The sequence below is a fragment of the Embleya sp. NPDC050493 genome (genome assembly GCF_044458105.1).
In the GTDB taxonomy this organism is placed as follows: domain Bacteria; phylum Actinomycetota; class Actinomycetes; order Streptomycetales; family Streptomycetaceae; genus Embleya.
The window spans coordinates 1-26,537 of sequence record NZ_JBITHP010000049.1; the positions used below are offsets into that span (position 1 = coordinate 1).

Here is a 26,537-nt window from a genome sequence, read left to right on the forward strand (position 1 = left end):
AACGTTTGCCCCGTCGCGGTGTTCGGTGCGGTGCATCGGTGTCGCGCCGGAACGTTCTCGTACTGGAGTACTCGGACGTTTCGGCGGGGCGGCGAAGTGCCGTGCTGGGCGCCGTGGCGGGGTGAACGTTGCCGGGCGCGGCACTAGCGCTGTTCCGCCAGCCACTGGTCGAAGGTGGTCGGGGCGAGGTGCGCGCCCTCGGCCGGCAGCATGACCTCGCCGGCCATGCTCGGGCCGAACAGGGACGACCACGTCGGTACCAGCTTCACCGCGTGGCCGCGCGCCTCGTTCGTGCGCCGGGCCATGTCCACCAGGTCCTGGGTCTCGGGGCCGGCCACGTCGACATGCCGGCCCCGCGGCTCGCCCGTCGCGATGTCGGCGAGCACGTCGGCCACGTCCGCGGGGGCGATCGGCTGGACCAGCAGCGGCGCGATCGGGGCGACGCCGTCCTGCTCGGTCCAACTCGCCACCATCGCGGCGAAGTCGTGGAACTGCGTCACCGGGACGATCGTCCACGGCACCGCGCCCTCGGCAACCAGGCGCTCCTGCTCGCGCTTGCCGGCGTAGTGCGCGTTGCCCTCGACCCGGTCGATCCCCACGATCGACAGCAGCACGTGGTGCCGGACCCCGGCGCGCTTCTCGGCGGCCAGCAGGTTGCGCGTGGTGGTGCCGAAGTACGCCACCGTCTCGTCCCGGCCGGTCGCCGGTCCGTTGGTCGCGTCCACCACGGCGTCGACGCCGGCCAGCGCTTCGTCGAGGCCGTCGCCGTCGACCAGGTCCACGCCGAGCGAACGGCTGATCCGCACCACGTCGTGGCCGGCCCGCTCCAGCGCCGCGGCGGTGAGTGCGCCGATGTTTCCGGTCGCGCCGGCGATTGCGATCCGCATGATGATCCCTCTTTCTCTCGCTGCACCGCAGACGCTATCATGGACTAAATAGGTCCACAATCTCTACGATAGACTGAGACTCATGAAGCTGCCCGGGAGCACCGAATGGGTCTTGCACTGCGCCGCGTCCCTCGGCCAACTCGACCCCGGATCCAGTGCGTCGACGACCCGACTCGCCGAGTACTACGACCTTCCGGCGCACTATCTGGCCAAGCAGTTGAAGACCCTGGTCCGGGCCGGCGTGCTCGCGGCGACCACCGGCCCCGGGGGCGGATTCCGGCTCGCCCGACCCGCCGCCGAGATCACGCTTCTCCAGGTCGTCGAGGCCGTCGACGGCACGGCCTCGCCGTACGAGTGCCGCGAGATCCGGCAACAGGGACGCGGCGCACTGCCGGCCGAGGACTGCCGCGAGACGTGCATCCTGGCGGCGAAGATGGCCGAGGCGTACGAGGCGTGGCGCGGCAGCCTCGCGGGGGTCACGCTCGCCGACATCGTCGATTCGCTGCCGCCGACGGCACCGGCCCGCACCCGCGCCCGCCTGATCGGCACCGCCTGACCCGCGGGGCACGATCGACCCCGATCCGGCGACGAGTTCCCGATTCCCGATCGGTCATCGCCTCGGAGGACGCGCGGTCGCGCCGGCCACCTCGGCCCATCGGGGTTCGGGACGACCGGGTGCGCGAGCGCATCGTGGCCGCCTCCGAGTCGCCCCTCGACCCGGGCCGGACCCGCTGCGACCGGCCCGACCGCGGCCGGCACCGGACGGAGTGTCCCGCCCGGTGCCGGCCGCCCGTTCAGCCGCCGGTCCCCGTGCCCGCCCTCCGCTCGCCCGTGCTCGCGGACGGGATCGGCGTACCGGCGTCCCGAACCAGGGTGATCGTGTCGATCTGCGCGCCCGTGGCACTGAGCGTGCGGATCGTCATCGTGGTCTCCCGCCCGGCCGCGGCCGGGCGCACGTCGACGGCGACGAAGGCATTGCCGCGGAACCGCACGCGCGACCACTCGACGGTCTCGTCCAGCCTGCCGCCCCCGGTGTGGAAGCCGCCCTTGACCGCGTCGGTGACGTCGGCGGGCCCGCCCGCGTACGTCTCCGGCGCGGAGAACTCGTAGCCGCTCTTGCCGCCGCTGCCCACGGTCAGGTACGTGGTGCCGTCGGTCGCCGGCCGGATCCGGTCGCCGATGTCCGCCCGCCGGGTGCGCACGCCGCCGCGCATCGGATCGGCCCGCTCGTAGACGTGGTTGTGTCCGTTGATCACCAGATCGACCTGGTAGCGGTCGAACAGCGGGATCCACTCCTCCCGGATCGCGCCGTCCGAGACGTGGTCGGTCGCCGTGCAGTAGGCGCAGTGGTGGAAGAAGGCCACCACGAAGTCGATCCCGGGCGTGCGCCGCACCTGGGCCAGATGCCCGGCCAGCCAGGTCGTCTGCGCACCGGCGCTGTAGCCGCGGTTGTGCGGGATCTCGTGCGAGACGTCGTTGGCGTCCAGGCTGACCACCGCGACGTTGCCGTAGCGGAAGCCGTACGTGGCATGCGCGTTGCGCGGTCCGTTGCCGGGCAGGTGCCAGCGGGCGAGGTGGCCGCCGTACCCGTCCGGCGAATACAGCGCCTCCATGTCGTGGTTGCCCATCGCCACCATCCACGGCACCGACGCGGCCACGGGGTCGATCATCCGCAGGTACTCGTCCCACACCTCCGGCTGGAGCTTGTCCGCACCCTCGGCGCTGTGGTGGCTGGAGGGCAGTCCCGCGCCCGAGGCGGCGTAGGCGATGTCGCCCGCGAGCAGGTGGAACACCGGGTTCTGCCGGAGCATCAGGGTCTGGTTGGCGGCGGCGCCGAACTCCACGCCCTCGTCGCCGAACGCGGTGAACGTGAAGGGCTCCGGGATGCCGTTCGTCGCCGGTGCGGTGCGGAACGAACCGACGGTCGCGGCGACCGAGCCGGCATCCAGGCCCTCGTGGCCGAGCGCGTAGTAGTAGCGCGTGCCCGGGTCGAGCCCGTCCAGGGCGGCGTGCAGGTGGTACTGGTCGTAGTCGAAGTAGGCCGAGGCGGGGTTGTCGGCGTACTCGATCAGGTGCGAGTGCAGGTGCCGGATCTCGGCCGGCACCACCTGGTCCAGTTGCCCGGGCGAGGTGCCCAGGCGCAGGTACGGCCGGCGCACCGGCTGCGGTACCTGCCAGCTCATCGCCGCCTGGCTGCGCGGGTCCGCGCCCAGGGCGAGGTGCCGGCCGGAGGGCTGGAGCGCGTTCCCGTCGATGTAGTCCGTGCCCGAGAGCAGCGACGGCGCTCGGCGGACGCCGGCCGACGAGGACGTGCCGAACAGCGGAACGGCCGCGCCGCCGAGGCCGATTGCCGTGAGCACGCCACGGCGGGAGACGGTACGGCGCCTGCTGCGCAGGTATTCGTGTTGTTCGGCGATGCTCATCGTCGCGGCGAGCCGGTCGGGTACGCCCGAGCGGGGCAGGTGCGGGTTCCGGTCGGGGGCGGGGCTCATCGGGTGCTCCTGGAACGTGCGGCGAACAGCAGGACGAGGCCGGCGCCGAGCGCGGCGGTGCCGAGGAGGACGGGCAGGACCACGTCGGCTCCGGTGCGCGAGAGGCTGCCGCCGCCACCGGTCGCGGTCTCCGGGACCGTGCCGGACCCGGAACCGGAACCGGCCGTACCCGAGTTGCCGGAGCCGCCGCCGTCCGAACCCGCCGTCGAGGTGGTGCTGGTAGTGGCGCCGGGGCCGGTCGGCGTCGAGGTGTGGGTCGGCCCGCCCGAGGGTTCACCGGTCGGCGGCAGCGTCGGCGGTCCGGTGGGCGGCCGCGTGGTGGGCGGCGTCGTGGTCGGCGGCGTCGTGGTCGGCGGCTCGCTGGTGGGCGGCTCGCTGGTGGGCGGGGTCGTCGTCGGTGGCGTCGAGGTCGGCGGCGTGGTCGGCCGCTCGCCACCCAGCGCCCAACAGCCGCCGGCGGGCTCGAGCGCCGTCTGCTTCGCGCCGTCGCCGCCGTGGTGGTCGGCGCTCAGCGCGACCAGCGTCCACGCGTTCGGCACGATCGCCGCGGCCTGCGCGGGCCGGGTGCCGACCACGTGCGCGGCGGGCCCCTGGGGCCACGGCTGCCCCCAGATCGGCCCGGCGGCGGTGGCCACCTCGTGCCGGGCGCCGGCCTCGTCGGCGAACGTGAACACCGCCGAGGTGATCGCCGGTGCGCGCACCCCTCCGTCGCCCAGCGCGGCCGTGAACACGGCGCGGTCGGCGGGCACTCGCCACTGGGCGGCGGTGACGCACGACTCGGGCAGGTCGCCCACCTTGACCGCCGGTCCCCGCCAGGAGGCGTGCCGTACCGGGCCCTGGTCGGTCGGGCTCGGCGGCACCCCGGTCGTGGGGATGGTGGGTCCGGAACTGCCGCCGCCGGGGGCGGGGAAGCTCCCGGCCCGGCCCTCGCCGTGGTCGCCGACCACGAGTACACCCTTGACGGGCGTCGCGCCCGACGGCACGGCGAAGGTGAGCGAGGCGCCGTCGGCGGCCACGTGCAACGCATCACCGGTGACCCGCTCGGGCGAGCCGTCGACGTACACGCCGAGCCCGCCCGCGTCGAGGCCGGTCCCGGTCACCGTGACCGTGGCGCCCGGGCCGGCACCGGGCGGGCCGAACCCGGTGACCGTGGTCGTGGGCAGCGCCGGGCGCCGGAACACCGCGGCCGGGTCGCCCGCGGTCACCTCGGCGATCCGCGTGTCCAGGTAGCGTTCGTTGCCGTCGATGCGCAGTCGCAGCGTGTCCCGGGCGTCGATGCCCACCCGCCACCGCATGTCGATGGTCACGCCCAGACCCGCCCGCGCGGAGTCGGAGGTGGTCGAGGCGAGGTCGGCGACCAGCACGGTCCAGGTCGCGTCCAGGAAGCCGGTGCCGTCGCCGAGCATGGCCCGGTACATCGCCGGATCGCCCTTGTACAGGCTCTTCATGACGAGGCCGTCGTCGTCGGTGCGAAAGTGCAGGGTACGGGTGAGCAGCCCGCCCGGGATGCGCCCGTCGGGCAGGTCGACGCGCTCCTCGCGCGGCGAGCCGGGGAAGAAGGTCAGGCCGGTGACCGCGGTCGTGGCGCGCGGGACGTCGGCGGCGGCCTCCCCCGGGGTGCTCGGGGCGCTCGCCGTGGCCGCGGTGCTCGGGGCGCCCACCTCGGCGTGCACCCTGTCGATGTGCACCAGGGACGACACGCCGACCACCTGGTCGAGTTCGCGGAACTGGTTGAGGGGGTGGTCGAATCCGGCCACGTCGGACCCGGCGTGCAGGGTCTGCCCGGTGCGCGAGACGTTCATCGTCGCCGACGCGATGGTGGCGGTGCGCTTGCCCAGCGGCGTACCGGCGGGCACGGATCGATCGGCCGAGGCGGTGCCGTCCGCCCCGGCGGCGGGCACGGTCAGCCAGTCCGCCGCACGCGAGCGGGTGTCGCCGAAGCTTTCGTCGGGCCCGGAGGCCAGTTCGCTGTAGCTCCCGGATCGGGTGACCAGTCCGGGGGTCATGGCGCGTTGTTCACCGGTGAGGTAATCGGCTCGCGCGGTGCGTGTGGGCGGCGATTCCGCCGCCGAGGAGATCATCGGAAACAGCAGGACCAGCAGTCCCAGCACGATCAGGCCGGCGGCGGCCCGTCGTAGCCGGAGAGTGCCGAGCAAAGGACGACTACGCGTTGTGCCCATGTGGAGGTGATGACCCGTCACTCATCCCGGCGCCTGCGGCTGCCCGTGGTGGAGACCGTCGGGAGCGTGCTTGGGATCGGGAAGCCAAAGGAACCGAAGTCGACGAATTCCAGCCGGCGATCGTCGACAACGATCGTGAGTATGCAAGACGGACGAGTCAAAATCCGGCCCGGCACAAACCTTCGACGGGAATTGCGCCGGCGTTCCCGCCACATCGCTCCGGGGTTCACCGACCTCCGGAGATACTCGCCTGCCGCCGCCCGGGTGATTACGCGGCGTAGCGATCGGCGGATCGGGTCGGCATGAACCGCCCGAGCCCGGCCCCGACGGCCGGCCCCGCCCAGCCCTGCCCCGCCCCACCTCCGGATGTGACCCACGTCATACAACGCGGGGAAATGGTCGCCGTGTCACAGGGTTGTGAAGCGAACTCCTGCCGGGACCGAGCTGTCGGTCGTGATACCCGTGTTCAACGAGTCGCGGCGGCTGCCGGCGACCCTGACGGCCGTACTCGACCACCTCCGCGGCACCGGGATCGACTGGGAACTGATCGTCTCCGACGACGGGTCCACCGACGATACGTACGCCGTCGCCGCGGCCGCGGCCGGGCACGACCCGCGGGTGCGCGTGGTGCGGCATCCGGTCAATCGGGGCAAGGGGCACGCCGTCCGCCTGGGTGTGGCCGGCTCGCGGGGCCGGCGGGTGCTGGTGTGCGACGCCGATCTGGCCACCCCCATCGCCGAGTTGGACCGGCTCCAGGCGGCCCTGGACGACGGCTTCGATGCCGCGATCGGCTCGCGCGGCGGGCCCTTCACGGTGGATCGGCCGCCCGTGCGGCGGATGTTGTCGGACGTGGGGGGCCGGCTGATCCGGGCCGTCGCGCTGCCCGGCACGGTGGACACCCAGTGCGGGTTCAAGCTGTTCGACGGCGCCAAGGCACGCGCCGCGTTCGCGCGCGCGTGCGTGGACGGCTGGGCCTTCGACATCGAGGTGCTCCGGCTCTTCCTCGCCTCCGGCTGGAGCTTCGTCGAGGTACCGGTGGCCTGGACCCACCAGAGCGGCTCCAAGTTGCGCCCCGGCCACTGCCTGGAGGTGCTCACCGACCTGGCCCGGGTACGGCTGCGGCACGGTCCCCCGCAGCGACCCGGGACGAGGTCGGCGCGCCCGGACGGGGGTTCGGACGCCTCCCGGGACCCTTTCGCGATCCCACTGCCGCCGGGCCGGGCCGCGTGAGCGCGGTACGCGAGGCCGTCGCCGCGCCGCGCACGATGGTTCTCCCGCGCACCGCACGGGCCGCGGACGCACTGGCCTGCGCCGCCTACCTGGTGGCCGCGCTGCTGCTGTACCGCGGACTGTGGGCCGGCGGCCCGGCCGGGCGATACCTCGTGGACAGCGGTCAGGACCAGCGCCAGTGGGAGTGGTTCTTCGCGGTGACCGCGCGCGCGGTGTCGCACGGCGAGAATCCGCTGACCACGACGCTGCAGAACCACCCCGCCGGGGTGAACCTGATGGCGAACACCTCGATGCCGGGGTTGTCCATCCCGCTCGCGCCGATCACCTGGCTGTTCGGCCCGGCCGCGACCTGGGCGATCGTGCTCACCGGCGGGCTCGCCGCGACCGCCGCCGCCTGGTACCACCTGATCTCCCGGCACCTGGTCGCCTCGCGGCCCGCCGCCGCCCTCGGCGGCGGCTTCTGCGCGTTCGCCCCGCCGATGGTCTCGCACGCCAACGCACACCCCAACCTGGCCGTGCTGTTCGTGCTGCCGCTGATCATCGACCGGCTGATCCGGCTCGCCGCCGGCCGCCGGCCGATCCGCGACGGCATCCTGCTCGGCCTGTTGACGGCCTATCAGATCTTCCTCGGCGAGGAGGCGCTGCTGCTCGCCTCGACCGGCATCGCGCTGTTCGCCCTCACCTACGCGTGCGTCGCGCCGGCCGCGGCCCGCGCCGCACTGCGCCCGCTGGCCCGCGGCCTCCCGATCGGCGTGGCGCTGTGCGGTGTCCTGATCGCCTATGCGCTGTGGTGGCAGTTCACCGGCCCGCAGAGCTACACCAACCTGCTGCACGGCCCGGCCGGCAACGACCTCGCGGCGCTGACCGCCTACGCCGACCGCTCGCTCGCCGGCGACATCGACGTCTCCGCGCGCCTGTCGATGAACCGCACCGAGGAGAACGCGTTCTTCGGCTGGCCGCTGCCGATCCTGGCCCTCGCGATCACCGCGGCGCTGTGGCGCACGGCCCTGACCAGGGCCCTGGCCGGCGTGCTGGTCGGCGCCGCGCTGTTCTCGCTCGGCCCGGAGATCATCCTCGACGGCGAGCCCACCGGAATCTCCGGACCATGGCGGTGGTTCGGCCGACTCCCGCTGTACGAATCGGTGTTGGAGAGCCGCTTCACCATGGTGTGCGTGCCCGTGCTGGGCATTCTGCTCGCGCTGGGTGCCCAGGCGGTGCGCGACGCGGGCGATCGGCGGTTGTGGCTGCTGTGGTGCGTCGCGCTGCTCCAGGCGCTGGTGCCGCTGCTGCCGCAGCCGCTGGCCACCGCGCCGCGCGAACCGACCCCCGCGTTCTTCGCCGACGGCACGTGGCGCCGCTTCACCGGGCCCGGCCGGGCCATCGTGACCGTGCCGCTGCCCGACCCCTCCGACGCCCGCGCGCTGGGCTGGCAGGTCGACGCGGGGCTGGGCTTCCCGCTCGCCGAGGGCTACTTCGTCGGCCCCTTCGGGCCGGACCGGCTCGGCGGCTACGGCGCGGTGACCCGACCCACCTCGCAACTCCTGCGCGAGGTGCGCGACAGCGGGACCGTGCCGGAGGTCACCGACACCGAACGCGCGCAGGCCCGCGCCGACCTGGACTACTGGCGCGCGGACGCGGTGGTGCTGGGCCCGCACGACCGGCGGGAGGCACTGCGCGCGACGCTCGACCGGTTGCTCGGTCCCGGTGTGCCGATCGGCGGGGTGTGGCTGTGGGACGTACGGGCGGGGGGTGCGGCCCGTGCCGGCTGAGCAGGCGGCCCCGTACCGTACCGGGGAGTTCGCAACCGGTACGGACACGGGGCGGGAAGGCACTCCGGCCGGCGCCGGAGTACCCGGGGAGGGTGGTCGGGTGCGGCGCGGCGACGAGCACGCGTACACCGAGTACGTGAGCGCCCGCCTGCCCGCCCTGCGCCGGGTCGCCCGACTGCTGTGCGGTGATCCGCACCACGCCGACGACATCGTGCAGAACACCATCACCCGGCTGTACGTGCACTGGCGGCGCGCGGTCGCGGCGAACGACCTCGACCGGTACGTACACCGGATGCTGGTGCGCGCCTTCCTCAACGAGCGCCGGCTCGCCTGGGCCCGGGTGCGGCTGATCGGCGCGCCGCAGGACACCCCGGTGCCGCCGGCGCCGCCCGGGCCCGACGTGGAGACTCGGGACGCGGTCCGGATCGCGTTGTCGCGGGTGCCGCCCAGACAGCGGGTGGTTCTGGTCCTGCGCTTTTTGTGCGACCTGCCGGTCGCCGAGGTGGCCGAGATCCTCGGCTGCTCGCAGGGCACGGTCAAGAGCCAGACCGCGCAGGGACTCGCGCGACTGCGCACACTGCTGGACGGGCCGGTCGTGGCCCGCTGGGAAGGGGAGTAGACCGGCCATGGACACCGACGAGCACGAGGGCGCCCGACTACTGGCCGCGCTGCGCGAGACGCCGCGGATCGCGCCCGACGAACCCGGCGTCGACATGGCCCGCGCGATCCGGGAGGGCCGGCGCACGGTCCGGGTCCGGCGCGCGCTCGCGGTGACGGGCGGCGCCCTGGCGGTGGCACTGGTGGTGCTGGTGACGGTGCTGATCGCCGCGCCGTTGCACAACGGTGCGACCGGTCCCGCGGCGGGCGGCACGTTCGACGTGCGGCAGCGCGCCTTCCAGGTGGGTTCGGCCGGCGGCTTCACACCGGTGCTCTACGAGACCGGGAAGTACCGCCAGCGGGTGATCCTGGGCCCGGAGAAGCGCAGCGGCGCGCCGGACGACGTGGCGGCCACACGGGCGACGGTGACGATGTACGCGCCGGACCGGCTGCCCGGCGGGGAGGCCGGCCTGGGCGCGCCCGCTCCGCTCGTGAACGGGCATCCGGCCGCGTGGTTGACCGGGCCGGACCCGGTCGACGGTCGGATCCAGTTGGCCTGGCAGTGGACGTCCGGCGCCTGGGCGGTCGCCTCGTTGGCCGGCCCCGCCGCCGACTCCGCCCGGGTGCATCGGGTGGCCGAGAGCGTGGCCCGGGGCAGCCGCCGGCCGACCGGGGTGCCGGTCGGGCTGGATCGGGATCTGCTGGCCGCCGGCGAACACCTGACCTCGCTGGTGTCCTCGATCGGCAAGACGACCGACCCTCCGGTGTACGCACTGCGCTTCGGCACCGACGACCCGCCGAACCTGGACGGCACCGACCCGCCCTGGTTCGCGGTCGGGTTCGGCAAGCCGCCGGTCGGTTTCGACGACCGCCGGCCCGACCGGGTCTTCCGCACCGACGGCGCCTACGTCGAATCCGACCCGCCCCTGGACCGGAACCGGCTGTCCGCGATCCTGGCCGGCATCCGCATGGACGCGTACCCGTCGGCCGGCCCCACCGCGCCGACGGACCTGCCGAGTGCGGACGACTCGCAGTCGCCGCCGCCCGCCTCCGCCCCGGAGACCGGCGAGGCGTCCACGGAGCCGGCGACCAAGAGCACGGACACCGGCCCGAACGGCACCCCGAGCACGAGCGGCAGCACGAATCCTTCGACGTCGCCGCCGACGTCGACGTCGACGTCGACGTCGACGTCGACGTCGGGTGCGACACCCGCCGGCGGCTGACGACGCGTCCGTGAGCGCGGACCGGCAACCGGGAGGGCGCTCCGGACCCGTCACCCGGCGGCGGTCGGGAACTCCGGTTGCCGGAAGCCGCCTCTTCCCGGAAGCCTCGCGCGTCGACGACGAAGCCTCCCGGTACCGTTCGCCACCGCCCGCCGGACACCCGCCTAAACTGTCTCGGATGCACGCCATCACCATCAAGCGGGCGGGTGCCGGGGATGCGGAGCGCCTCACCGCGCTGATCCGCTCGTCCGGCGCCTACACGGGCATGTACGCCTCGATCGTCTCCGACTACGTCGTGACCGTCGAGTACATCGCCCGACATCACGTGTTCGTGGCCGTCGATGCCACCGATCGGCTGCTGGGCTGCTACGCGCTGGTGTCGGAACCGCCGGAGCTGGACCTGGCGTTCGTGGCGGACGACGCGCAGGGCCTGGGCGTCGGGCGGCTGCTCGTCGAGCACATGCTCCATCGGGCCCGGGCCACCGGACTCGCCGAGGTGCGCGTGGTCTCGCATCCGCCCGCCGAGGAGTTCTACCGCCGCATGGGTGCGGAACGGATCGGCACGGTGGCCCCCACACCGCCGAAGGTCACCTGGCAACGTCCCGAACTGCGCTTCACCCTGGACCCGGCCGAGCACTGACCCGACCGGCCGGGTGCCGGTACGGGCGCGGGCCGGGTGCGGCCCGTCGTGCGCCCGCGGTCGTGGCGTCGAGTGCCGATGCGGGTCACCCCGCGCCGTCGCGGCGTCACCCCCGGACGTGGTCGGGCCGGGTGGTCACCGGCGTTCCCGGTCGCCGAGGTCGCCGTCGGCGGAGGTCGTTCCGCCCAGGTCGTGGAAGTCCTCCTCCCAGCGGTTGCGCGCGTAGCGGTGACCGACCGGGGTCTCCCACCACAGCAGGTCCTTGGCCAGTCGCACGTGGTCGAGCGCGATGCGCCTCGCCCGGAGTTCGGGCATCAGGCCGCGCAGTCGAGCGGCGAGCTCCTCCATCGTGGCCGCGTCGACGGCGGCATCGAAGCGTGTGCGTTGTCGCCGCTGCACCAGGGTGCCCTCGGGCACGAGTCGCAGCGACAGGTCACGGCAGGCGGCGCCGATCGAGGTGCCGTCCGGGCGATGCAGCGACGCGGCGGTGCGTCCCTGGTGGATCACGTACAGCGTGACCACCTGCGCAACGGCCCGGGTCGCGCGCCGGCGGTCGAGCGTGTGCGGCAGGTGCGCGGTGATCGCCTCCAGGGCCGACGCGCAGGGCCCCGCGTCGACGCCGGCCGGAAAGCGCGCCGCCAGGGTCCGATCGCCGTGCACGCGGACGAGGAACGTGTGCAACGCGTGCTCCCAGGGCGCCCAGTAGGCGGAGACGCGCGGGATCGACGGCGCCGTCATCGTGCGCACTCGGTCGGGAACGGCATGACGTGGTCCTTACTGCCGGCGTTCAACGGACGGATCCGTGTCGGCATCGCCCCGGGCCGGTTCCCCGCCGGCCCGGGCCGATGCCGCTACGTCATGCATATGACGACGGACGCCCGCTTTTTGTGACGACGGGCGCTTGCGTCGCCGTCGCTGCGCCGGCGGGTGATCCGCCGGGGGGCCGCGCTGCTCCCGACTCCGCGCAGCGCTTCGTGCCCGTTGTCGCCCCGCCTCGACTCGGGGGCACCACTACCGCGCGCGCCACGGGCCACCCCGCACCGCAGTAGCCCGCAAACACACAGTTGGCAACCTAAAATGCAGAATATGACCGATTATGGGCGCCCGTTGGAGTTCGGTGTCTTTCCTACACCCGAAAGCTCACGGGTCGACGAGATCCTCGCGCTGGTGGGCATGGCCGAGCGTGAGGGTCTGGATCTCGTCGGGGTGCAGGACCATCCCTACCAGAGCCGCTTCCTGGACACCTGGGCGCTGATGGCGGTGATCCTGGCGAACACGCGGCGGGTGCGCGTCTTCCCGGACGTGGCGAACCTGCCGCTGCGTCCCCCGGCAATGCTGGCCAAGACGGCGGCCAGCCTGGATGTGCTCTCCGGCGGGCGATTCGAACTCGGCCTGGGAGCGGGTGCGTTCTGGGAGGCCATCGGGGCGATGGGCGGTCCGGCGCGTACCCCCGGCGAAGCTGCGGGCGCGCTGGAGGAGGCGGTCGACATCGTGCGCCTGATGTGGTCCGCGGAGCGCTCGGTGCGCTACACCGGCCGGCACTACCAACTCGCGGGCGTGCATCCCGGCCCCCGGCCCGTGCACCCGATGGGCATCTGGTTGGGCGTGCTGGGCCCGCGCATGCTGAACATGCTCGGCCGCAAGGCGGACGGCTGGTGCCCCTCGAACAGCTACGCGACCCCCGAGAAGCTGCCCGACATGCAGCGCCGCATCGACGACGGCGCAGCCGAGGCCGGACGCGATCCCGCCACCATCCGACGCGTCTACAACGTCTTCGGGGCCATCACGCACGGCCCTTCCAACGGCTACCTGGTCGGCCCGCCCCGCCAGTGGGTCGAGGAACTCACCGCGCTGGTGGTCCAGTTCGGCATGGACACCTTCATCTTCGGCGCCGAGTCCGACGACCCGACCCAACATCAGCGCTGGGCCACCGAAATCGCCCCCGCCGTCCGGGAGTCCGTCACCCGCCACCGAGGCCACCCCGGACGCACTCCCACCGGCTGACCGCAAACGACCCGGACACACCTCAAATGTGCGCCCGAACCTGGCGCACGGGACACTCGAGAGCATCCGCGAGCATCGCCATCTCCTCGTCGTCGAACCACATGCGCTCCGGATTCCACACCGCTATCTCGAAACGCGCGAAGCCGCACGTCCGGTCGAAGTCCAACCTGGCCGGCGAGGTCGTCGCGCCGCAGCACGGAACCCGCACGACAACCGACCCGAACTCGCCGTCGGCGTGCTCCTCCAGGAGGTCCGCCCACCAGTCGGCGTCGATCGACCCGGCGCAGTGCGGGCAGCCGATCCGCTCCGGATTCGCGTCACAGGCAACGACGGTGACGACGTCGTACCACTCGACGTCGATCTCGACCTCGACGCCATCGGGAAGGCCCGGCGCCAGGTCCGCCACAATCGCGGCGGCTCGTTCGGCCGCGACCCGATCGGGCTGCCGATTGGGGTCGGTCGGGATGACGGAGAGTACGTCGTCGCTCAAAGTCCGCTCGATTCGTAGTGGGCGGGGAGGTCGCGTCAGGTCGTCGGCGGGGAAGGAGGCGCGACGTGCGGGCTGCGGAGCCAGGTGGCGACGGTGGTGAAGTCGGCTTCGGTGAGACCTCGGCGGGGGTCGACGTGGTGGAGCAGGGCGGAACTCCTGTGGTGTGCGGCGACCCAGGCTCGGTCGGTGTCGGTGAGTTCGTCGTCGACCCAGACGAACGGGCGGCCGGCCGCCCGGACCACCAGGGTGCGGGTCTTCCAATGCAGCCCGGCCCGCTCGTCCCGATCGTCGACCTCGGTCTGTTCCGGCCAGATCACCACGGCGAGCTCCGGCAGGCCGAGACGAGGGGCGATGTACGTGTTCGCCTCCTCCATCCAGGCCGTGGCCCAGACCAGATCACACGGCAGCCGCAACAACCGGGGCCCGTGCCCGGGATCGAGCCTGGCCAACAGCGGGTTCGCATCGGCGTCGCACGCCCGGGGATCCGTGCCGTGGTTCGGATACTCGGCCGCCCCGAACGGGAGAAGCGGTCCGTCGACGTCGAGGAAGAGCAGCGCGCGCTGCGGCGGACCGGTCACGCCCGCACGATAGCGGCCAGGCCGGACAAGGCACGGGTATGGGTACGGGGCGACCGGGGCGACCGGGGCGACCGGGTCATGCTCGCGCGATCGCGTTCCCGCGCGGCCGCGTCCCGTGTGGCCGCGCCATCGCGTCGCGCTGCCTCCGCAGCCGGTGCCGGTGCCGGTGGGGTGCGCCGTCGCATCGGAGTGCTGCCGCGCGATCGTGCCCTGTGCCAAACGTCCCGCCCCCCGGGACCCTGCGTGCCTCGTTCCCCGTGCCCCACTCCCACTCTCGCTCCCCGCCTCAGCGGTCCAAATACGCCAAGACCGCCAACACCCGCCGGTTGTCGTTGTCCGACGGTTGCAGGCCGAGCTTGGTGAAGATGCTGCCGATGTGCTTCGCCACCGCTTTCTCGGAGATGAACAGGCCCTCGGCGATACCCGCGTTGGAGCGACCTTGGGCGAGCCATTCCAATACCTCGCGTTCGCGCGAGGTCAGGCTGCCCAGGTGGGTGTCGCGGTCCTTGCCGGTCAGAAGTTGCGAGACCACCTGCGGGTCCATCGCCGTTCCGCCCCGGGCCACCTGTCGAATGGTGTCGACGAACTGCCCGCCGTCGAAGACCCGATCCTTGAGGACGTAGCCGACCGCGCCCGCTCCGTCGGCCAGCAACTCGTGGGCGTACAACGGCTCGACGTACTGGGACAGCAGCAGCACGGGCAGGCCCGGCACCCGACGCCTGGCCTCCAGGGCCGCACGCAGGCCGTCGTCGGTGAAGGTCGGCGGCAGGCGGATGTCCACGATCGCGACGTCGGGCCGCAGTTCGGTGAGCGCGGCGAGCAGGTCGGGCCCGCTCTCCACCGCGGCCACGACCTCGTTGCCGTACGCCTCCAGCAGTCGGATCACCCCGTCCCGGAGGAGGAAGTGGTCTTCGGCGAGGACAATGCGCACGGGATCTCCATCGTCACCCGGGTCGGGCCGTTCGGCGGGCTGGTCACGGCCAGGGCACCGTCGAACGTGGCGAGCCGGCGCTCGATGCCGCGCAGGCCGCTCCCCCGGCGGGGATCCGCCCCGCCCAGCCCGTCGTCGGTGATCCCGATGCGCAGCCGCCCGAGAGCGTAGCCGATGTCGATCCGGACCCGGTCGGCGCCCGAGTGCTTGGCGGCGTTGGTGAGAACCTCCGAGACGGCGAAGTACGCGGCCGATTCCACCGGCGCGTCCGGACGCCCCGGCAGGTCGATGTCGACCTGCACGTCGAGGGGGCAGATCATGGCGAGCGAACGTACGGCGTCGCCGAGGCCCCGGTCGGCCAGGATCGGCGGATGGATACCGCGGACCAAATCGCGCAGTTCCTCCAGCGCCATGGACGAGGATTCGCGGACCTGGACCAACAGCGCGCGCACGGCGGCGGGATCGCTGTCCAGGAGGTGCTCGGCCGCGCCGAGCGTCATGCCCATCGCGACCAGCCGTGCCTGCGCGCCGTCGTGCAGGTCGCGTTCGATCCGCCGGATCTCGGCCGACTGCGTGTCGGCCGCCTCGGCGCGGGTCGCGGTGAGCTGTTCGATCCGGTACGCCATCTGCGCCTTCTCGCTCGGCGCGAGCACGGCCCGGGTGTACCGGGCGTGCAGACGTACCGCACGCGGCGCCAGCCACAACGCGAGGGGCAGCTGGAGCAGACCGAGCACGCCCGCGAGGGTCGCGGTGGTCTGATCCCGGACCGGGACGAACAGGTACCAGAGGCCGTCCCATTCGTGCGACAACGGGACTCCGTAGAACGCCAGCCCGATCGCCCAGAAACCACCGAGGAACAGCACACTCGGCCCGGCCGCGAGGGTGGCGCCGACGATCGGGTCGAGCACCAACCAGAGCCAGTCGCGCCAGGTCTGCGGATCCCGGGCGATCCACCGCAGCCGAGCAAGGAAGCCGCGCCCACCGGGAATCGGCTCGGGCGCGGGCAGGTAGCAGGCCGGGATCCGCACGTTCGACCACCGATCCGCCAGCGCACGCTGCCGATTGGCAAGCCGCCGCACCGCGCATACGACCGGCGCCAGCAGGAGCAGACCCAGACCGGTACCGAGCAACGACACGACCACCGAGACCGCCAACGACAACAGCGCCGCCCGGAACGACAGCCACCACAGCACCAGCGATCGCCGCAGGGCAACGAACCCCTCCGCAAGGGAGAAACCACCGCCCATACCAGGCAACCGGGCTTCGGCTCCCGAATCCGCATGAATCATCCGCCTTGCGCCCTTCTCCACGGCTTCGGTACATCGGCCGCATGGCCGCGTCGCCAGTATGCGGGGAGGCGGCGGGCATGTCGGTGGAGGTAAGTCCCCTCTTCACACGCGAATCGAGCCAGGTCTTGACGGGCTGTCAGGGCGCGGCGATACCCGGTGTGACCGCCGGCCGAGGACCACGGTCGGAGGAAGGGGTGAACGGGTGAAGGTGAACAGGGAACGGGTGAACGGGTGAACGGGCCGCCGGGCGGGGCCGCCACTCGTTCCCGGACCCCCGTTACGCCGAAGACGCCGGTGTCGCCGCGTCGATGACGGCCTCGATCGCCTGCTCGTAGACGTACCCGTGTCCGTTCACGAACACCTCCGCGCGCGAACCCGGGCCCACCTCCCGGTCCGGGACGTGGAGCCGGACCACCCCGGCGGGCGTACGCAGCTTGAACGCCTCGTAGCCGCCACCGCACGCGTCCACGTCGACGTTCACCTCTTCGTCCCGCAACACCAGGCCGCGCCGCGCGAGTTCGGATCGGAACAGCGCGAGGTTCCGGGCGAAGGCGACCACCCCGATCGCCTCCTCGGCGAGTTCCTCCACCAGGTCGGCCCACGCGTAGGAGTCGGTGTCGCATTCGATCGACCAGGGGCCGTTCGGCTCGGCCGCACGGACCACCGCGAGTTCCACGCCGGGCATGGCGATCCAGTGCTCCATGTCCGCATGCGGCCGAACGGCGAACAGGCGGTATTCGGGCCGCCCTTCGTCGTCCTCCTCGGCCGCGTCCGGATCGACCAGCCCCTCGGCCGCGCAGCCACGCGCAACGAGCTCGGCCGCGAACGCGACCATGTTCGCGCGCGCCAACGCCTCGATGCGGGCCGGCTCCGGCTCGGGGCTCGGCATGACCGAATCGGACTCCTCGGGCATCGACTCGCCCCTCCTCGCAACGTCGCCGTGGCCGTCGTCCGCGTCCTGCGCGTCGTGCGCATGCGCGTCGTCCTCGTACACGAGGCCATCCTCGCGGGCCCGAAGCGCGAGTGGCGACGGGGACATCCATCACCATGGGCACGAGGCCGGATGGTGCTTCGGACGCACGATCACTTCGGCGGCTTCGAGCCGAGCTGCCGAGCCAGTCGGACCCTCGACGCAGCGGCACCCGCCCCACGCCCAGCCCGCTCGCCCGGGCCAGGCTGCCGGGCCGGGCTTCCGGGTCGGGCTTCCGGGTCGGGCTTCCGGGCGGGCGTCCGGCCGGGCTTCCGGGCCGGGTCTCGGCAAATGCCCCGCATCACCGGGACTTCGACGGCACCCGGGCACGAGGTTGGCGAGACGGGACATCGCGCACCGGGCAACGAGTTCGAGCCAGAGGGCCTATTCTCGAACACATGTCCGAACGATTGCCCGACAGCCCGCCCGATCGCCCGTCCGACAGCCCGGCCGGTCGCCTGCCCGAGCGTCTGCTGCCGTTGCTCGACGTCCAGCTCGGGTTCGAGCGTGCCCACCTTGCCTGCCTGCGCGCGGCCGAAGCCGGCGACGAGGACGCGCTGCACCGCGGCCGGGCCGCTCGCTTGTCCGCCATGCGGGCGCTGATCACCGCGCGTGCCGCCGCGGGCGCGGACAGCGCGCCCGACCGGGACCTGCTCAGGCTGGCCGCGCTGGCCGCCCTCGAACAGGAGTCCGCCGACCCCGCCTGACGGCCCGCCACGCCGACGGCCCACCCCGCGGCAGCGCGTTCAGCCCGTCTTCCTGCCCGGCCGCGTGGTCGTGCTCTTCTTCGCCGAGGCGCGGCCGCTCGCGGTCTTCGCCGTCGTCCGGCCCTTCGTCGTCGTGCGTGTCTTGGTGTCCGTCTGCTTCGCCGGCTTGGGGTGGTCCTTCTCGGCGGCCTTGACGCTCGCGGTGAGCACGGACATCAGGTCGACCACGTTGCTCTCACTCGCCTCCTTGACGACCGCCTCGTCGGGGTGCGTGCCGGTGGCCTTGGCCTCGACCAGGGCGTCCATGGCCCGCTGGTAGTCGTCGTGCACCTCGCCCAGGTCGAAGTCCTCGCTGAGGGTGTCCATCAACGAGGCGGCCATCTTCATCTCCTGCGGGCGGATGGTGACGTTCTCGGTGGGCGCGATGCCCTCGGGCGCGCGGAGTTCATCGGGCCACAACATGGTCTGCAGGGTCAGGATCTCGCCCTGGGCGCGAACCAGCGCCAGGCTCTCGCGCGTGGAGAGGGTGATCTTCGTGACCGCCGCCCGGGACTGCCCGGCAAGCGCCTCGCGGATCAGCACGTACGGCTTGGCCGCCGCCGGTGTCGCGGGCCCCAGGTAGTAGGGCTTGGACAACATCAGCGGGTCGATCTCGGCCTCGTCCACGAAGGCGAGCACGTCGACGACCTTCTTGCTCGGCAGCGGCAGCTCGGACAGGTCCTCGTCGCTCAGGACGACCTGTCGACCGTCCGCGGCCTCGTACGCCTTGGCGATGTCCGCGTAGACGACCTCCTCGCCGTCCAGCTCGCACACCCGCTTGTAGCGGATCCGGCCGCCGTCCTCGCGATGCACCTGATGCCCCGGCGAGCGGTGCTCGGACGTCGCCGGATACAGCTGGACCGGGATGCTCACCAGTCCGAACGAGATTGCGCCCTTCCACGTCGCCCGCATACCAACCCCTGACCGATTTGATATGAAATAACCACCTTCAACGGTAGGCCACCACGGCACGGCCCGCCTCGGCCGCAGGGGGGCCGCGGCTTCGGTGCGGGCAACGGACGCGGCACGGAGGCGGCCGAGGGGCCGCAAACGACGGACTGGCTCATTCGACCTTCCTCCCCCGGCCGGACCGAAGGTCCGGGTCGGCGGCGGCAAGCTGCTCGGCGACCCGACCGACCCGACCGACCCCGATCGGCCCGCCCGGCAGCGCAGGCCGGCGCGACCCGCCGGGTGGGGGGCGAGCGGTGGGCGCGGGCGTACTCCGGGCGTGGGTCGACGCGCTCGGCCGAAGATCGGTCGGGTGTGCCGCGATGAGTTTCGGGGCGGCGGCGGGTCCAATCATGTGAACGCGGTCCCACACCTCCCGAGGAGAGCACGATGACGTCCAGCGCCCCCACCGTCGGATACGCCCCGGTGAACGGCATCGAGCTGTACTACGAGCTGCACGGCAACGACGGGCCGCCGCTGGTCCTGCTGCACGGCGGCGCGCTGACCATCGACCTGAGCTTCGCCGCACTGCTGCCCGCGCTCGCCGCGAACCATCGCGTGATCGCGGTCGAACTCCAGGGCCACGGCCACACCGCGGACAGCGACCGCACGATGTCGCTGGAGGTCTTCTCCGACGACATCGTCGCGTTGCTGGACCATCTGGGCATCGAACGCGCCGACTTCCTCGGCTTCAGCCTCGGCGGTCTGGTCGCACTGCGCACCGCGGTACGCCACCCGCAGCGCATCGACCACCTCGTCCTGCTCGCGACGCACTACCGGCACGACGGCTACCACGCGGAGATCACCGCGCCCGAGCAGAACTCCCCGCGCCTGCCGACCGCCGCCGACTTCGCCGCGATGGTCGACGCCTACGCCCGGGTCGCCCCCGACCCCGCCCACTTCGAGACCACCCTGACCAAGCTCCAGCCGCTGGCCCACGGCTTCGTCGAGTGGACGGAGGACGAACTGCGTTCGATCGCCGCCCCCACCCTCCTGGTCATCGGCGACACCGACTTCATCCGGATCGAGCACGCCGCGCGCATGCACGACCTCATCCCCGACGCCCACCTGGCGATCCTCCCGAACACGACCCACATGCAGGTGCCGAGCCGCACGGACCTCCTCGTCCCGATGCTGGCTTCGTTCTTGCCCACGAAGGTGTGAGGGAGCACCGGGGGCCGGGTGGGGTGGTGCGGGGGCCGCGATCGCAAGGGTCGCCGGCCCGCCCGCGCCCGGCAACGGCAGGCACCGAAGCCTGTTCAGGCCCCATCCCGCAGTCGCGGGCGCCCGGGGATGAGCAGGCGGATCCGGCGACGGCGCAAGCCCGCAGGGCCGTGCATACCGGTCCGCCCTCGCGCACACGCGGCAGGAGCGCTCCACCCTCGCTCACATGCGGCAGGAACCGGGCGTCACGCCGGTGGCCGGGCGAGTTTGGCGGCCACGGCGTCGAGGACCCAGTCCAGGCCGGTCGCGAAGGACACCTCGGCGTCCACGTCCGTGCCGTCGTACACCGCCTTGGCCAGTGCCGGGAAGCGGCCCGTGGCCAGCATCCTCGTCAGATACGGGCCGGAGGCGCGCTGCCAGTCGCGCTTGGACAGACCCGTGGCGCGCTCGGCTCGCAGGTTCGCGATCTCGCGCCTGATCGCGCCGGTGAAGTAGGCGCCGACGGTCTCCACAGCGCGCATGACGGTGTCGACGTCGGCGAGGCCGTCGAGGGCGGCCAGCGTGGTCTCGGTCACGGCGAGGGCGTTGGGGCCCAGGGTCGGGCGGCCGCCGAGCAGGTCGGCCAGCCATTCGTGACGGAGGGCGGCCAGTCTGGTGCGGTGGGCGAGAGTGCGCAGCGCCTCCCGCCAGTCGCCGGGCTGCCGCTCGGGGAGGATCTCGGCGTAGACCTCGTCCACCATGAGGTCGAGCAACTCCTCCTTGGTGGAGATGTATCCGTACAGCCGCATCGGGCCGGCGTCCAGTCGGGCGGCCACCTTGCGCAACGACACCGCCTCGAGCCCGCCCTCGTCGGCCAGCGCGATGGCGGCGGCGACGATCCGCTCCCGGTCGAGCGGCGCGGGGCGGGTCGGCGGCTCCGGTCGGTCCCACACAGTCATGGTCACACCGTACTGTTGCGATACAGCGTAGTGGTGCAATACGGTGTATCGACATGAGACATCGTATCGCCGTGGTCGGGAGCGGCCCTGCCGGTCTTACCTTCGCCCGCGTCCTGAATCGCCACGATTGCCCCGTCACCATCCTCGAACGCGATCCCGCCCCCGACGCCCGCCCCCCGGGCGGCGCGCTGGACCTGCACGAAGGCCTGGGCCAGCTCGCGCTGGACAAGGCGGGGCTGCTGGCGGAGTTCCAGGCGCTGTCTCGTCCCGAGGGGCAGGCCATGCGCATCCTGGACACGGACGGGACCGTCCTGCGCGACTGGCAACCGCACCCGGACGACCGGGCCAATCCCGAGATCGACCGCGGGCAACTCCGGGACCTGCTGCTCGGCCCTCTCGACGTCCGGTGGGGGCAGGGCGTGACGCAGGTGGTACCGGGGACCGGGGACGGCGTGGCGGTCCATTTCGCGGACGGGCACCAGGAGACGTTCGACCTCGTGGTCGGCGCCGACGGCGCCTGGTCCCGGGTCCGCCCGGCAGTCTCCTCGGTGACGCCGCACTACACCGGCATCACCGCGGTCGAGACGTCCCTGGACGACGTCGACACCCGCCACCCCGACCTCGCCCGGATGATCGGCGACGGTTCCTTGGCCGTGTACGGCGTGAACCGAGCTCTCGTCGCCCAGCGCAACAGCGGCGGCCACGTCAAGGTGTACGCCCAGTTCCGCGCCCCACTGGACTGGCACACGGACCTGGATCCGGCCGACGTCGAGGCCCTGCGATCGAGCCTGTTGGCTCTGTTCGACGGCTGGTCCGCTCCCGTGCTCGACCTCCTCCGCCACGGCACCGATTTCGCCCACCGCCCCCTCCACGTCCTGCCCGTCTCCCACACCTGGACGCACGTCCTCGGGGTGACGCTCCTGGGCGACGCCGCCCATCTGATGCCCCCCTTGGGAGTGGGCGCGAACCTCGCGATGCTGGAAGGCGCCGAACTCGCCGAGGCCCTCGCCGCCGACCCCGCGGATCCGGACGAGGCCGTCCGCGCCTTCGAGGAACGGATGTGGGCACGGGCCGGCAGGTGGGCGGAGTTCACCATGGCCGGTCTGGAACGCCTCGTCAGCCCGGACCCCGCCCAAGCCCTCGCCCTCTTCGACCGGCTCCAGCCGTCCTGACCGCCGGGACGAACCGTGCGATGTGGGTGAGCGGCCGGCAACCGGCATGATTCGGGCCTGCGTTCGCCGGTGTGGCGTGAACGACGACGTGCGAGGCCGGAATCGGGGTAGCAGGCAATACTCGGGGCGACGGGTCGAGTTCGACCTTGCCCGGCTCGGATCGTGTCGGCCCGACCCGGGTCGTGTCGGCCCGGGGCGACCCGACCCGGGTCGGCCCGAGCCGTGACACGTCACGTCGTCCCGGGTCGACGTTCGGAAAGGATGGGTGCGGGTGTCACACGGACAGGTCGGAATCCGGAGTTCGCCGGATCCCGCTGTCCCGGGGGCGAGTGGACCCGCCGTCGAAGCCCCTCGACGGGGCAGGTTGCGGGTCTATCTCGGTGCGGCGCCCGGGGTGGGCAAGACGTACGCGATGCTCGACGAGGCGCATCGCAGACTCGCGCGCGGGACCGATGTGGTGGTCGGGGTGGTGGAGTGCCACGGCCGGCCCCGCACCGAGGAGATGCTCGACGGGTTGGAGGTCGTGCCGAGGAGGCAACTGTCCCATCAGGGTGCTTCGTTCGCCGAGATGGACGTGGACGCGGTGATCACCCGTCGGCCCCGGGTGGCGTTGGTGGACGAACTCGCGCACACCAACGTGCCGGGTTCGCGCAACGCGAAGCGGTGGCGTGACGTCGAGGAGATCCTCGACGCGGGAATCGACGTGATCACGACGGTGAACGTGCAACACCTCGAATCGCTCGACGACATGATCGAGACGATCACCGGCGTGGCGCAGCACGAAACGGTGCCCGATGGCGTGGTACGGCGTGCCGACCAGGTCGAGCTCGTGGATCTGACGCCGGAGGCGTTACAGCGGCGGCTCGCGCACGGGAACGTGTACCCGCCCGAGACCGTAGGCGCCGCACCGGCGGACTACTTCCGGCCCGGAAACCTGACGGCGTTGCGGAAGTTGGCGCTGTTGTGGCTCGCGGACCGGGTGGGCGAGCAACTACACGATCACCGCCACGAGCACCTGGACGATCAGCTACCCGATCCCCTGCCCGACCACTGCCACGACCACGGGACCGACCACCCCCGCGGCCCCGGAACGGGCCACCCCCACTCCCCCGGGCCCGACCACCGCCGCGGCCGCGGAATCGACCCCCGCCACGAACACGGGATCGACGCGACGTCGCCGGCCCGGGAGCGGGTCGTGGTGGCGCTGACCGGCGGCCCCGAAGGCGACACGCTGATCCGCCGCGCGGCGCGGATCGCCCGGCGGGCGGCCCCGGTTGCGGAACTGCTCGCGATACACGTCGCCCGCAGCAACTCACCGTCCGGGGGCTCGCCGGCCAACCTGGCCCGTCAGCGCAGATTGGTGGACTCGCTGGGCGGCACGTTCCACTCCGTGGTCGGCGACGATGTACCCGGCGCCCTGCTCGACTTCGCCCGCGGGGTGGACGCCACGCACATCATCCTGGGCGGCAGTCGGCGCAAATCCTGGCAATCCCTCCTCGGCCCGGACATCGGCGCCACCGTCGCCGCCCACTCCGGCGACATCGACACCCACATCGTCGCCCACGAACACATCGGCCGCGGCCGGGACACCACGCCCAAACGCTCGACCACCGCCCCGTGGCGAGCCATCGCAAGCTGGGCGGTCGCCCTGCTCGGCCCACTGATACCGGCCGCCGCGCTCGTGCCGATGCGGGGCGGTGTGGCGCTGCCCGGAGACATGCTCCTGTTCCTGGCACTCACCGTCGGGGTCGCCCTGTTCGGCGGCCTGTGGCAGGCGGTGGTCACGGCCGTGGTCGGATCCCTGCTGCTGGACTACTACTTGACCGCGCCGACGCACACCCTGAAGATCGCCGCCCCGGGCAACATCCTGTCCCTCGTGATCTTCGTCGTCATCGCCCTGGCGGTGGCGTCGGTCGTCGACCTGGCCGCGCGCTGCGCCCAACAGGCCGCGCGCAGTCAGGCCGAGGCGGACACGCTCAGCTTCCTGGCCGGCAGCGTACTGCGCAGCGAAGGAGCGTTGCCCGCGCTGCTCGAACGGGTCCGGAAGACGTTCGACGTGGAGTCGGTCGCCGTGCTCCAACGCGACGGGCCCTGCCAATCCTGGGAAAGCGTCGGCTCGATCGGCCCCAATCCGCCGACCCGGCCCGAAAAGGCGGACGTCGAGGTCCCCGTGGACGAGTCGCTCGCGCTGGTGTTGTCCGGCAGCGCGTTGCCCGCCGACACGCGTCGTGTCCTGGGCGCGTTCGCCGCGCAGGCCGCACTGGTACTGGAACGACGCACCCTGGTCGCCGAGGCGGCGGAGGCGCGCCGACTCGGCGAGGGCCACAGCGTCGACACCGCCCTGTTCGCGATCGTCGCCCGCGACCTGCGCGCGCCACTGGCCGCGATCAAGACCGGCGTATCCGGGCTGCGTTCGCGCGAGGTGCACTGGACACGCACCGAGCGGGCCGAGTTGCTCGCCACCATCGAGACGGGCGCCGATCGGCTCGACCAACTGATCGGCAACCTGCTCGACATGAGCCGACTGCGAATGGGCACGATCGAACCGCTGCCGAGCGACATCGCGTTGGACGAGGTGGTCCCGGGTGCGGTGGCCAGGGCCGCGCGGACGGCCGTACGGGTGTCCGTACCCGACACCCTGCCGACCGTGCGCGCCGACGGCGAACTGTTGGACCGGGTGGTGGCGAACCTGGTCGAGAACGCCGTCCTGCACACCCCACCCGACACACCCGTGGTCGTCGCCGCGAAGGCGGTCCGCGACCGCATCGAACTGCGCGTGGTCGACCGCGGTCCCGGCCTGCCCGACGACGCCAAGGACCGCGTCTTCGAAGCCTTCGCCCGCCACGGCGACGCCCCACGAAGCCGCGGCGTCGGCCTGGGACTCGCCGTGGCCCGCGGATTCGCCGAAGCCATGAACGGCTCCCTCACCGCCGAGGACACCCCCGGCGGCGGCCTCACCATGATCCTCACCCTCCCCGCCTCCACCACCCCACAACCGAACAACCCCCCACCCGAACCAACCTCCTGACCAAGCCGCCCAATCCCCCAAGCCCCACCCCGACCGGCAGCCCAACAATCCCCGCGACCCCCGCGTCACGAACTCGCCCCGACACCGCCCGTCCGGCCTCGCCCGCCGCCGGCGAAGCCGCGGATATCCGGTGTGTGCGATCTCCAGGAAAACAACCGAACAGCCCTTGGGATCAAGCCGTGCCCGAACGCACCGCCGCCGCGGCCCGTACCTCGGCAACCTCCATCGGGTCGTCACGCAGCTCCACGATTCGCACCCGCGTCATGGCGTTGTCCGGCGCCTGGGCGACACCGAGAAGTCGGGCCTGCTCCTGACAGTCCCAGAGCGACTCCGTACGGGCGCAGCCAGCATCTCCCGGAACCCTGCCCGAGGCCGGCTCCCGCCGCCACGCGATTTCCTCCCGTGCCGCGGGGGGCCTCCTTGAGAGCCGGCCCCTGTCCTGGCACCGGGGGAACGGCCGCACGGTGCGGAACCGGGTGATCGGCTGCGCTCGCGACGCCATGTCACGCCACGCCGCGTCCGCGTCCGGCGGTTGTCGGTCGAGCGTGCTTTTGTGATGTGACGCCGGTTACAACGACGGGACCGCCGATGAGTTTTGTCGGCGCGGCTGGTCTACCCCTCGACACCACGAGAGCACGAGAGAACACCGGCCGCACAAAATGTGCGTGGCACAGCCGGGTTCACCACCGAAGGAGCACAACATGGGCATGATCAAGGTGCACGAGTTCACCACCGTCGACGGCATCATCGGCGCGCCGATGTGGACCATGGACTACGCGTTCACACCGGCCCTCGGCGAGGCGATCGGCGGCTTCATGGCCTCGTGCACGGCGATCCTGCTCGGCCGCACCACGTACGAGGAGTTCGCCCCGGCCTGGTCCACGCGCACCGCCGAGGACGACCCGGGCGCGCCGTTCTTCAACGACACCCCCAAGTACGTCGTCTCCTCGACGCTGAAGCAGGCGGACTGGAACAACTCGACCGTGCTGGGCGCGTACGACGCGGAAGCCATCCGGCGGTTCAAGGAAAGCATCGACGGAGACATCTACGTCAGCGGCAGCGCCACCCTCGTCCGCGCACTCCTCGCCGACGGCCTGGTCGACGAACTGCACCTGCTGGTCTACCCGATCGCTCTCGGCACCGGCCCGCGGCTGTTCCCGGAGGGCGCCCCGCAGACCAAGCTCGAACTCGCGGGCAGTCAGGCCATCGACAACGGTGTGCTGCACGTGACCTACACGCCGGCGACGACGGACTGAGCCGA

23 protein-coding genes are annotated in these 26,537 nt (G+C 72.4%); 12 read left to right on the plus strand and 11 right to left on the minus strand.

Features of this window, described 5'->3' with window-relative positions:
* Window positions 1-143 precede the first annotated feature (143 nt).
* The gene (locus ACIBM5_RS45150; RefSeq protein ID WP_396012523.1) at window positions 144-887 is read right to left on the minus strand and encodes an SDR family oxidoreductase; all 744 of its coding nucleotides are present in this window, start codon (window positions 885-887) and stop codon (window positions 144-146) included.
* Window positions 888-969: 82 nt separating this feature from the next.
* Here ACIBM5_RS45150 and ACIBM5_RS45155 point away from each other — a divergent pair, with 82 nt between their 5' ends.
* Window positions 970-1,443: an RrF2 family transcriptional regulator gene (locus ACIBM5_RS45155; protein WP_396012524.1), complete on the plus strand. Its 474-nt coding sequence runs from the start codon at window positions 970-972 to the stop codon at window positions 1,441-1,443.
* 238 nt (window positions 1,444-1,681) lie between these two features.
* Here ACIBM5_RS45155 and ACIBM5_RS45160 read toward each other — a convergent pair whose 3' ends face one another.
* Window positions 1,682-3,379, minus strand: coding sequence for a purple acid phosphatase family protein (locus tag ACIBM5_RS45160; RefSeq protein ID WP_396012525.1), 1,698 nt, complete (start codon window positions 3,377-3,379; stop codon window positions 1,682-1,684).
* Window positions 3,376-5,559 carry a hypothetical protein gene (locus ACIBM5_RS45165; protein WP_396012526.1) on the minus strand — a complete coding sequence of 728 codons (2,184 nt, stop codon included), beginning with the start codon at window positions 5,557-5,559 and terminating at the stop codon, window positions 3,376-3,378. Before ACIBM5_RS45165 ends, ACIBM5_RS45160 begins: the two co-directional genes overlap by 4 nt.
* Before the next feature lie 417 nt (window positions 5,560-5,976).
* On the opposite strand from ACIBM5_RS45165, the gene ACIBM5_RS45170 reads away from it, so the two are divergent.
* From ACIBM5_RS45170 to ACIBM5_RS45190, 5 genes are all read left to right on the plus strand, one after another.
* On the plus strand, window positions 5,977-6,789 hold the full coding sequence (locus tag ACIBM5_RS45170; protein ID WP_396012527.1) for a glycosyltransferase: 813 nt from the start codon (window positions 5,977-5,979) through the stop codon (window positions 6,787-6,789).
* Complete coding sequence (locus ACIBM5_RS45175; protein ID WP_396012528.1) at window positions 6,786-8,558, plus strand: glycosyl transferase; 1,773 nt, start codon at window positions 6,786-6,788, stop codon at window positions 8,556-8,558. Before ACIBM5_RS45170 ends, ACIBM5_RS45175 begins: the two co-directional genes overlap by 4 nt.
* Window positions 8,559-8,658: 100 nt before the next feature.
* Window positions 8,659-9,177 carry a SigE family RNA polymerase sigma factor gene (locus tag ACIBM5_RS45180; protein WP_396012529.1) on the plus strand — a complete coding sequence of 173 codons (519 nt, stop codon included), beginning with the start codon at window positions 8,659-8,661 and terminating at the stop codon, window positions 9,175-9,177.
* A gap of 7 nt (window positions 9,178-9,184) precedes the next feature.
* Entirely contained in the window at window positions 9,185-10,378 is a 1,194-nt protein-coding gene (locus tag ACIBM5_RS45185) for a hypothetical protein (RefSeq protein ID WP_396012530.1), read from the plus strand.
* A 178-nt stretch (window positions 10,379-10,556) separates the two neighbouring features.
* Window positions 10,557-11,018, plus strand: a complete 462-nt coding sequence (locus tag ACIBM5_RS45190) for a GNAT family N-acetyltransferase (RefSeq protein ID WP_396012531.1) — start codon at window positions 10,557-10,559, stop codon at window positions 11,016-11,018.
* A gap of 135 nt (window positions 11,019-11,153) precedes the next feature.
* On the opposite strand, the gene casB is transcribed toward ACIBM5_RS45190, so the two are convergent.
* Window positions 11,154-11,756, minus strand: coding sequence for a type I-E CRISPR-associated protein Cse2/CasB (gene casB, locus ACIBM5_RS45195; protein WP_396012532.1), 603 nt, complete (start codon window positions 11,754-11,756; stop codon window positions 11,154-11,156).
* Window positions 11,757-12,104: 348 nt separating this feature from the next.
* Here casB and ACIBM5_RS45200 point away from each other — a divergent pair, with 348 nt between their 5' ends.
* Entirely contained in the window at window positions 12,105-13,022 is a 918-nt protein-coding gene (locus ACIBM5_RS45200; RefSeq protein WP_396012533.1) for an LLM class flavin-dependent oxidoreductase, read from the plus strand.
* Between the two features lie 22 nt (window positions 13,023-13,044).
* On the opposite strand, the gene ACIBM5_RS45205 is transcribed toward ACIBM5_RS45200, so the two are convergent.
* The 5 genes from ACIBM5_RS45205 to ACIBM5_RS45225 form a co-directional block, all read right to left on the minus strand.
* Entirely contained in the window at window positions 13,045-13,512 is a 468-nt protein-coding gene (locus ACIBM5_RS45205) for a hypothetical protein (protein ID WP_396012534.1), read from the minus strand.
* 35 nt (window positions 13,513-13,547) lie between these two features.
* The gene (locus ACIBM5_RS45210) at window positions 13,548-14,090 is read right to left on the minus strand and encodes an HAD domain-containing protein (RefSeq protein ID WP_396012535.1); all 543 of its coding nucleotides are present in this window, start codon (window positions 14,088-14,090) and stop codon (window positions 13,548-13,550) included.
* A 286-nt stretch (window positions 14,091-14,376) separates the two neighbouring features.
* Window positions 14,377-15,021, minus strand: coding sequence for a LuxR C-terminal-related transcriptional regulator (locus tag ACIBM5_RS45215; RefSeq protein WP_396012536.1), 645 nt, complete (start codon window positions 15,019-15,021; stop codon window positions 14,377-14,379).
* Window positions 14,973-16,268: a sensor domain-containing protein gene (locus ACIBM5_RS45220; RefSeq protein WP_396012537.1), complete on the minus strand. Its 1,296-nt coding sequence runs from the start codon at window positions 16,266-16,268 to the stop codon at window positions 14,973-14,975. The genes ACIBM5_RS45215 and ACIBM5_RS45220 overlap by 49 nt, the downstream gene beginning before the upstream one ends.
* Before the next feature lie 319 nt (window positions 16,269-16,587).
* Window positions 16,588-17,304: a hypothetical protein gene (locus ACIBM5_RS45225; RefSeq protein ID WP_396012539.1), complete on the minus strand. Its 717-nt coding sequence runs from the start codon at window positions 17,302-17,304 to the stop codon at window positions 16,588-16,590.
* 374 nt (window positions 17,305-17,678) lie between these two features.
* Between ACIBM5_RS45225 and ACIBM5_RS45230 the strand changes: the two genes are divergently transcribed.
* A complete protein-coding gene (locus ACIBM5_RS45230; RefSeq protein WP_396012540.1) occupies window positions 17,679-17,987 on the plus strand; it encodes a hypothetical protein in 309 nt (102 codons plus the stop codon).
* Window positions 17,988-18,026: 39 nt separating this feature from the next.
* Here the strand turns inward: ACIBM5_RS45230 and ACIBM5_RS45235 are convergent, their stop codons facing one another.
* Window positions 18,027-18,938, minus strand: a complete 912-nt coding sequence (locus tag ACIBM5_RS45235; protein ID WP_396012541.1) for a Ku protein — start codon at window positions 18,936-18,938, stop codon at window positions 18,027-18,029.
* A gap of 426 nt (window positions 18,939-19,364) precedes the next feature.
* Between ACIBM5_RS45235 and ACIBM5_RS45240 the strand changes: the two genes are divergently transcribed.
* Complete coding sequence (locus ACIBM5_RS45240; protein WP_396012542.1) at window positions 19,365-20,138, plus strand: alpha/beta fold hydrolase; 774 nt, start codon at window positions 19,365-19,367, stop codon at window positions 20,136-20,138.
* A 245-nt stretch (window positions 20,139-20,383) separates the two neighbouring features.
* Here ACIBM5_RS45240 and ACIBM5_RS45245 read toward each other — a convergent pair whose 3' ends face one another.
* On the minus strand, window positions 20,384-21,076 hold the full coding sequence (locus ACIBM5_RS45245) for a TetR/AcrR family transcriptional regulator (RefSeq protein ID WP_396012543.1): 693 nt from the start codon (window positions 21,074-21,076) through the stop codon (window positions 20,384-20,386).
* Between the two features lie 53 nt (window positions 21,077-21,129).
* Between ACIBM5_RS45245 and ACIBM5_RS45250 the strand changes: the two genes are divergently transcribed.
* From ACIBM5_RS45250 to ACIBM5_RS45260, 3 genes are all read left to right on the plus strand, one after another.
* Window positions 21,130-22,248 (plus strand): FAD-dependent oxidoreductase, encoded by a 1,119-nt coding sequence (locus ACIBM5_RS45250; RefSeq protein WP_396012544.1) that lies wholly within the window; start codon window positions 21,130-21,132, stop codon window positions 22,246-22,248.
* Window positions 22,249-22,612: 364 nt separating this feature from the next.
* Window positions 22,613-25,276 carry an ATP-binding protein gene (locus ACIBM5_RS45255; RefSeq protein ID WP_396012545.1) on the plus strand — a complete coding sequence of 888 codons (2,664 nt, stop codon included), beginning with the start codon at window positions 22,613-22,615 and terminating at the stop codon, window positions 25,274-25,276.
* A 701-nt stretch (window positions 25,277-25,977) separates the two neighbouring features.
* Entirely contained in the window at window positions 25,978-26,532 is a 555-nt protein-coding gene (locus ACIBM5_RS45260) for a dihydrofolate reductase family protein (protein WP_396012546.1), read from the plus strand.
* Window positions 26,533-26,537 lie beyond the last annotated feature (5 nt).